The organism is Streptomyces sp. NPDC051776, from assembly GCF_040681345.1.
Classification (GTDB): domain Bacteria; phylum Actinomycetota; class Actinomycetes; order Streptomycetales; family Streptomycetaceae; genus Streptomyces.
Genome location: NZ_JBFAYQ010000099.1, coordinates 1 through 8,226 on the forward strand (window position 1 = coordinate 1; position 8,226 = coordinate 8,226).

At 72.3% G+C, this 8,226-nt stretch carries 2 protein-coding genes; both read right to left on the reverse strand.

Annotated features, from left to right (window positions below; genetic code table 11):
* On the reverse strand, positions 1-2,175 hold a 2,175-nt coding region (locus AB0M26_RS30795; protein ID WP_365266153.1), incomplete at its 3' end, for a type I polyketide synthase.
* 72 nt (positions 2,176-2,247) lie between these two features.
* Positions 2,248-8,184: an SDR family NAD(P)-dependent oxidoreductase gene (locus tag AB0M26_RS30800; RefSeq protein ID WP_365266155.1), complete on the reverse strand. Its 5,937-nt coding sequence runs from the start codon at positions 8,182-8,184 to the stop codon at positions 2,248-2,250.
* Between the last annotated feature and the right edge of the window lie 42 nt (positions 8,185-8,226).

Below are 8,226 nucleotides of genomic sequence, written 5' to 3' on the forward strand. Positions count from 1 at the left end.
CAACCGACCCCGCGCCACCACCAGACGACACGCATCCGCCAGCGACCACACCCCCGCCACATGCGCCGCCGCCAACTCACCGATCGAATGCCCGATCAACACATCCGGCCGCACACCCCACGACTCCAGCAACCGGAACAACGCCACCTCAAACGCGAACAACGCAGGCTGCGCAAACTCCGTATGATTCAGCCGCTCCGCATCCCCACCGGACTCACCGAAGACGACCTCCCGCAGGCTGAACGGCAGTTCCCCATCCACCGCGTCGAAAGCCTCCGCGAACACCGGATACCTCTCATACAACTCCCGACCCATACCGAGCCGCTGAGACCCCTGACCCGCGAACAGGAAAGCGGTACGCCCGCCTGCCCGTACGCTGCCCGTGACGGTCCGTGGATGCGGCTCTCCGGTAGCGAGTGCTGCGAGACCGGCGCGCAGGTCGGCGAGGGTACGGCCGGTGATCACGGCCCGGTGTTCGAAGGTGGAGCGGGTCGTGACCAGGGCGCGACCGACGTCGGCCGGGTCGGTCGGGGGCTCGTTTCCGAGGTGGTCGAGCAGGCGCGCGGCCTGTGCGGTGAGCGCGGCGTGGCTGCGGCCGGAGACGATCCAGGGCAGGGGGTGTTCGTCGACGGGCGGGGTGCCCAAGCCGGCGGGTGCGGCCAGCGTGCTCGCCCCCACCGCCGATTCGCGCGGCTCGCGCGGCTCGCGCGGCTCCTTTGGGCCCTCCACGGCCGTCGCCGGGCCGGCCTCGGCCGCGCGGACGGCGCCCTCCGGCGGCTCCGTGGCCGGGGCCTCCTCGACGATCAGGTGGGCGTTGGTGCCGCTGATACCGAAGGAGGACACGGCCGCGCGGCGCGGGCGGTCCTTTTGGTGGGGCCACGGCTGCTCATCGGTGAGCAGCCGGAGGTCCGCTGCGGTCCAGTCGACGTGCGGGGAGGGTTCGTCGGCGTGCAGCGTGCGGGGCAGCAGGCCGTGGCGCATGGCCAGCACCATCTTGATGACGCCTGCGACACCGGCGGCGGCCTGGGTGTGGCCGAAGTTGGACTTGACGGAGCCGAGCCACAGGGGCAGGTCGTCGGGCCGCCCGGAGCCGTAGGTGGCGAGCAGCGCCTCCGCCTCGATGGGGTCACCGAGGGGAGTGCCGGTGCCGTGGGCCTCGATGGCGTCGATGTCCCCGGTGGACAGGCCGGAATTGTCCAGGGCGGCGCGGATGACCCGTTCCTGGGCGGGGCCGTTGGGGGCTGTCAGCCCGTTGGAGGCGCCGTCCTGGTTGACGGCGCTGCCGCGGATCACGGCGAGGACGCGGTGGCCGTTGCGGCGGGCATCGGAGAGACGTTCCAGGAGCAGCATGCCGACGCCCTCGGCGGGGCCGAAGCCGTTGGCCGCGGCGGAGAACGCCTTGCACCGGCCGTCGGCGGCGAGCGCGCGCTGCCGTCCGAAGTCGACGAACATGTCGGGGCCGGACATGATGGTCACGCCGCCGCCGAGCGCGAGGTCGCACTCGCCGGATCGCAGGGACCGTACGGCCAGGTGGAGGGCCACCAGCGACGACGAGCAGGCGGTGTCGACTGTGACGGCGGGTCCTTCGAGGCCGAAGGTGTAGGCGATGCGGCCGGAGGCGACGCTGATGGTGCTGCCGGTGAGCAGATGGCCGCCGAGTTCGGCCTGGGTGTCGTGCGAGCGCGGCAGGTAGTCCTGGGCAATGGCGCCGATGAACACGCCCGTGGCCGAGCCGCGCAGGGCGGCGGGGACGATTCCGGCCCGTTCGACGGTCTCCCAGGAGGTCTCCAGGAGCAGCCGCTGCTGCGGGTCCATGGCGTGGGCCTCGCGGGGCGAGATCTCGAAGAACTCGGCGTCGAACAGCGGCGCGTCGTGCAGGAAGCCGCCCTCGCGGACGTACGAAGTGCCGGGCCGGTCGGGGTCCTGGTCGTAGAGGGCGTCGAGGTCCCAGCCGCGGTCGTTCGGGAACGGGGTGACGGCGTCGGTTCCGGAGGCCAGGAGTCGCCACAGGGCCTCGGGGGTGTCGGCCCCGTCGGGGAAGCGGCAGCCCATCGCGACGATCGCGATGGGTTCCTGCTGCTGTTCCTCGATGTCCTGCAGACGCTTGCGCGTCTGACGAAGGTCGGCCGTGACCAGCTTGAGGTAGTCCCGCAGCTTCTCTTCGTTGCTCGCCATTCGATGCCACTTCCTACGAGGAGCCCGAGGGGGATCCAGAGACGTCAGGACCTGAGCGGTCCGGGGTCGGTGTCATGAGAGGCCCAGCTCCTTGTTGATGAGGTCGAACATCTCGTCGTCCGTCGCGGATTCGAGTCCGGTGCCGGCCACTGTCGGGGCGGCCGAGTCGCCCGTCCACCGGGTCAGCAGTTCCCGGAGCCGGGTGGTCACCTCGTCGTTGAGCCCGTCGTCGCCTCGTGTGCCGTCGGTGCTGTCCAAGCCGGTCATGACCGATTCGAGCTTGTCGAGCTCCGCGAGAAGGACGTCGGCGGGTCGCGGCTCCTGCGGCGCGCACTGCTCGAGCACGTACCGGGCAAGGACCGCGGGGGTCGGATAGCTGAAGATCAGCGTGGCTCGTAGGGTGAGTCCCGTCGCGGCGCTGATCCGATTGCGCATCTCCACTGCGGTGAGGGAGTCGAAACCGAGCGATTTGAACGGACGGTCGGCGTCGACCGCTTCGGGGTCGGCGTGCCCGATGACGGCCGCGGTGTGGGTGCGGACCAGGTCCAGGGCGGCCCGTTCCCGTTCCTCGGCAGACAGCGGGCGCAACACCTCGGTGAAGGAGACCGTCGTGCCGCTGTCGCCGCCGTTCCGCGTCGCGGCGTCCGCGCCGGGGGTGGCGGCCCTCCGGACCGGGGTGCGGGCCAGCGCCCTGAGCAGGGCGGGCGGCTCGGAGCCACGGCGTTCCAGCCCTGCCAGGTCGAGGCGGGTGGGCAGCAGCAACGCCTGGTCCGCGGACAGCGCCGTGTCGAACAGGGCCAGGCCGTCCTCCGCGGACAGCGGTGCGAGGCCCATGCGGCCGATGCGCAGGACGTCGGCGGCGCCGAGGCCGCTTGCCATGCCGTCGCCGGTGTCCCAAAGGCCCCATGCCACGGAGAGAGCGGGCAGCCCCTGGGCCCGGCGGTGCTGGGCGAGGGTGTCGAGGAAGGCGTTGGCGGCGGCGTAGTTGGCCTGTCCCTGGCTGCCGAAGGTGGCGGCCACGGAGGAGAAGAGAACAAAAGCCGACAGGTTCAGGTCGCGGGTCAGTTCGTGCAGGTTCCACGCCGCCTGCGCTTTGGGCCGAAGGACCCGGTCGAGGCGGTCGGGCGTCATGGCGTCCACCACACCGTCGTCGAGGATGCCGGCCGCGTGGACGACCGCGGTGAGCGGACGCTCGGCGGGAATCGCGGCGAGCAGCGCGGCCAGGGCGGGGCGGTCGGCGGTGTCGCAGGCGGCGACGGTGACGGTGGCGCCGAGCCCGGTGAGTTCCGCGGCGAGTTCGGCGGCGCCGGGGGCGTCGGGGCCGCTGCGGCTGGTCAGCAGCAGATGGCGGACGCCGTGACGGGTCACCAGGTGGCGGGCGAACAGTCCGCCGAGATTGCCGGTTCCGCCGGTGATCAGGACGGTGCCGTGGGTACGGGCGCCCGAGACCGGGGTGTGCTCCGGGGTGCGTCCGTCGGGGGTGCGTCCGTCGGGGGTGTGCCCCGCGGTGGGTGCGTCCGGGCGGTGCTCCGCGGTAGGTGCGTCCGGGCTGTCCTCTCCGGCACGTCCGTCGGCTGCGGAGGCTCCGCCACCTGCGTCGTCCGAGTGGCTTGCGGTGCTTGCACCGTGGGCGGGAGTGAGCGCGAGGTCGACCGGCACCTCGGGAACGGTGAGGACGATCTTGCCGACGTGCCGGGCCTGGCTGAGGTACCGGAACGCCTCCGGGGCCCGCCGCACGTCCCAGGTGGTGACCGGGAGCGGGCGCAGCTCCCGCCGTTCGAAGAGGGCGAGTACGTTCGCGAGCATCTCGGCGGTGTGGTCGGGGTCGACGTCCCTGAGATCGAACGCCTGGTACTCCACCCCTGGGTGCTCCGCGGCGACGGTCTCCGCCTCGCGAAGATCGGTCTTGCCCATCTCGATGAAGCGACCGCCCCGCGGCAACAGCCGGAACGATGCGTCGATCAGCTCCCGGGCGAGGGAGTTGAGGACGACATCCATGCCGCGTCCCGCGGTCGCGCGCAGGAACTTCTCCTCGAAGTCGGCGTCGCGCGAGGACGCGATGTGGTCGTCATCGAGGCCCATCGCCCGCAGGGTCTCCCACTTGGCGGGGGACGCCGTGGCGAAGACGTCCGCGCCCAGGTGCCGGGCGAGTTGAACGGCGGCCATGCCGACACCGCCGGTACCCGCGTGAACGAGAACGGACTCGGCGGGGCGCAGACCGGCCAGGTCCACCAAGCCGTGGTAGGCGCTGAGAAAGACGATGGGCGCCGCCGCGGCCTCGGTGAACGACCAGTCGTCGGGCTTCCGGGCCAGCAGACGGTGGTCAGTCACGGCCACCGGGCCGTACGCACCGGAGAACAGACCGAGAACGTGGTCGCCGGGCGCGAGGCCGGTGACGCCGGGGCCGGTCTCCAGCACCACGCCGGCGCCCTCACGACCCGGCACTTCGCGGTCGAGCATGCCCAGACAGACCAGGACATCACGGAAGTTGACGCCGGTGGCCCGCATCCCGACCCGTACCTCCCCGGGGGCGAGTGCTCCGGTGGCCTCGGGGCAGCGGACCAGGGCCAGGCTGTCGAGGGTGCCGGGCGTGGTGACATCCAGCCGCCATGCGTCTTCGCCGGGCGGCGGCAGCAGGGCGCCGCCCGCGCAGGCCCGGACCAGTCGGGGCACGTGGGCGACTCCGCCGCGGAGGGCGAGTTGCGGCTCGCCGGAGGCGAGGGCGGGCGCGGGGTCGAGCGGCGTGGACATGCCGTGGGCAGCGGCGGCCGCGGGATCGGACGGGGTGGCGTCGTGGTCGGCGGCCGTAGCGTCCGGAGCCGGAGCGCCCGCGTCGGTACGGGACGCCTGGCCGTTACGGGAGGCCTGGTCGGTACGGGAGGCCTGGCCGTTACGGAACGCCTGGTCGGTACGGGGGGCCTGGTCGATGGAGGTGATGCCGTCCGCAGGGGTGGTCGCTTCGGACTCGAGGTCGAGCAGGACCAGACGTCCCGGGTGCTCCGACTGGGCCGAGCGGACGAGTCCCCAAACGGAAGCGGCCACCGGGTCGGTGAGTGCCTGGTCCCCGTCGGCGGGCACAGCCCCCTTCGTCACCAGTACCAGCCTGGCGGCGTCGTAGCGATCGTCGGCCAGCCAGGTCTGCACGAGGGCGAGGGTGTGGTGCAGCACCGCCGTGGTTGCTTCCACGGTCCCCGGCGCGTCGACGGTGCCCTGTGCATCCAGGGTGCCCGGCGGATTCACGGTGCCCGGCGCATTCACGGTGCCCGGTGCTTCCGCGTCGTCCGCGCCCGCCCTCAGTGCCGGGCCTTCCGCCACGGACGGGCCGCAGGCGACGAGCACTGCCCCCGGCAGCGGCGCTCCGGCGTCGACCGAGGCGGCCAGCGCGCCAAGATCCGGGTAGTGCCCCGCCGGGGCCTCGCGGAGTCCCGCCACCGCGGGGCCGGCGACGGCCCACCGCTCGGCCCACTCCGGGAGGGATCCGGACAGCGGCGGCAGCGCGCTCCAGTCCAGCCGGAAGAGTGCGTCCCGGTGGACGGGCGGAGCACCCGCGGCAGGAGACAGAGCCAGCGCATCCCTGCTCAACTCCCGCAGTGTGAGGGCGTCGACGCGGGCGACAGGCCGGCCCTCGGCGTCGGCGACGGTCAGCGCGATCGTGTCCTCGTCCACACGCGACAGCCGCACCCGGACGGCGGACGCACCCACCGCCGTCAGCGTGGCACCGCTCCACGCGAACGGCAGCCGTATGCCTGCCGAGCCGTCCGACGCCGCCCATCCGGCGGCGAGCCAGGCGTGCAACGCCGCGTCCAGCAGGGCCGGGTGGAGGCCGTGGCGTTCGGCCTCTCCCTGCTGGTCGTCGGGCAGACGGACGTCGGCACAGACGTCGTCGCCCTGCAGCCAGACGGCTTGCAGGCCCTGGAACACAGGTCCGTAGCCGTACCCCTCGTCCTCCAGCCGCTCGTAGAAGCCGTCCAGTGGGACAGGGGAAGCGTCGGCCGGCGGCCAACTCTCCAGGCTCGGCGCCCCGTTGACGCCGTCCGGTCCGTTGGTGCCATCGGCGTCGAGGAATCCGGTGGCATGGCGCATCCACCCCTCTGTCCCGGCCCCGTCTGCGTCGCCCCGCGAGTAGACGGACACGGTGCGCCGCCCTGACTCGTCCGGGCCGCCGACCGCGACCTGAACCCGTACGCCACCCCGCTCGGGCAGGATCAGCGGCGTCTCGAGGGTCAGGTCCGCCACGCGCCCGCAGCCGACGCGGATACCGGCCTGGAGCGCCAGCTCCAGGAAGCCCGTGCCCGGGAAGAGGACCGCGCCCGCCACGGCGTGATCCCGCAGCCAAGGGTGAGTGGTGAGCGAGAGTCTGCCGGTGAACAGAGCGCCCGTCCCTTCCGCCAGCGCGACTTCGGCGCCGAGCAGGGGGTGGCCGGAGGCGGTGAGCCCGAGCCCGGCGGCGTCGCCCGCCGCGGCCCCCGGGGTGCCCGGCCAGAAGTGCTGCCGCTGGAAAGCGTACGTCGGCAGGGCGACACGGCATGCGCCCGAACCGGCGAACACGGCGGGCCAGCGCAGCGCGGTGCCGCGGGAGTACAACGCCGCCACGGCACTCAGCAGCGCGCCGGGCTCGTCCCGGTCCTTGCGCAGCGTCGGGGTCGTCAGGTGCTCCTGGTCCTCCAGGCACGCCTGTACGAGCGCCGTCAGCGTGCCGTCCGGACCCAGCTCCACGAACCGGGTGACATGCTGCTCGTCCAAACAACGGACCCCATCGGCGAAACGCACCGGCCGCCGCACGTGATCCACCCAGTAGTCGGCGGTCATGAGCTCGGCGGCGTCGGCGAGTTCCCCGGTGAGCGTGGAGACGAGGGTCAACTGCGGCCGACCGTACGCCAGGCTCTCCGCGACCGTACGGAAGTCGGCGAGCATCGGTTCCATCAGCGGGGAGTGGAATGCGTGACTGACCCGCAGCTTTGTCGTCCTGCGGTCGAGACCCCGGAAGTGCTCGGCGATCTCCTCGACGGCTGCTTCCGTGCCCGCGACCACGGTAGCCTCGGCGCCGTTGACGGCGGCGATTCCGGCTTCGGCCTGGCGGCCCTCCAGCAGCGGAAGCACTTCCTCTTCCGACGCCTGGAGCGAGAGCATCGCACCGCCCTCCGGCAGCGCCTGCATCAACCGACCCCGCGCGGCGACCAGGCGGCACGCGTCCGCCAGCGACCACACCCCGGCAACGTGCGCGGCCGCGAGTTCGCCGATGGAATGCCCGGCCAGTACGTCCGGCCGCACACCCCACGACTCCAGCAACCGGAACAACGCCACCTCAAACGCGAACAACGCAGGCTGCGCAAACTCCGTACGATTCAGCCGCTCCGCATCCCCACCGGAATCGCCGAACATCACCTCCCGCAGGCTGAACGGGAGCTCCGCATCCACCGCGTCGAACGCCTCCGCGAACACCGGATACCTCTCATACAACTCCCGACCCATACCGAGCCGCTGAGAGCCCTGACCTGCGAACAGGAAAGCCGTGCGGCCGCCGTCGGCGGCTGCCGTGCCGGTGACCACATGGGCGACGGACGCCCGCTCCGCCACTGCCTGCAGGCCGCTCAAGGCCTGCTGCCGGTCGGCGGCCACGACGACGGCCCGGTGCTCCAGCGGGGAACGCGTCGTGGCGAGGGAGAGCCCGACGTCCCCGTGCGACAGCTCGGCATCCGCCGAGAGGAAGGCAGCCAACCGTTCGGCCTGAGCACACAGCGCTCGGGGGTCCGCGGCGGAGAGGGGCAGGAGGTGGGTACGACCGTCCATGCCGGAGAGCGGCGAGGGGAGAGCGATGCCATCCGTACCGGCGTCGACGGTCTCACCCGAGGCGGGAAGGCCCTCCGGTGGAGCCTGCTGGATGATGACGTGGGCATTGGTGCCACTGATACCGAACGACGACACACCCGCACGGCGCGGACGACCCTCCACCTGTGGCCATTCCACGTTCTCGTTCAGCAGGGAGATCTCACCGGCCGACCAATCCACGTGCGAGGACGGCTCCTCCACATGCAGCGTCCGCGGCAGCAC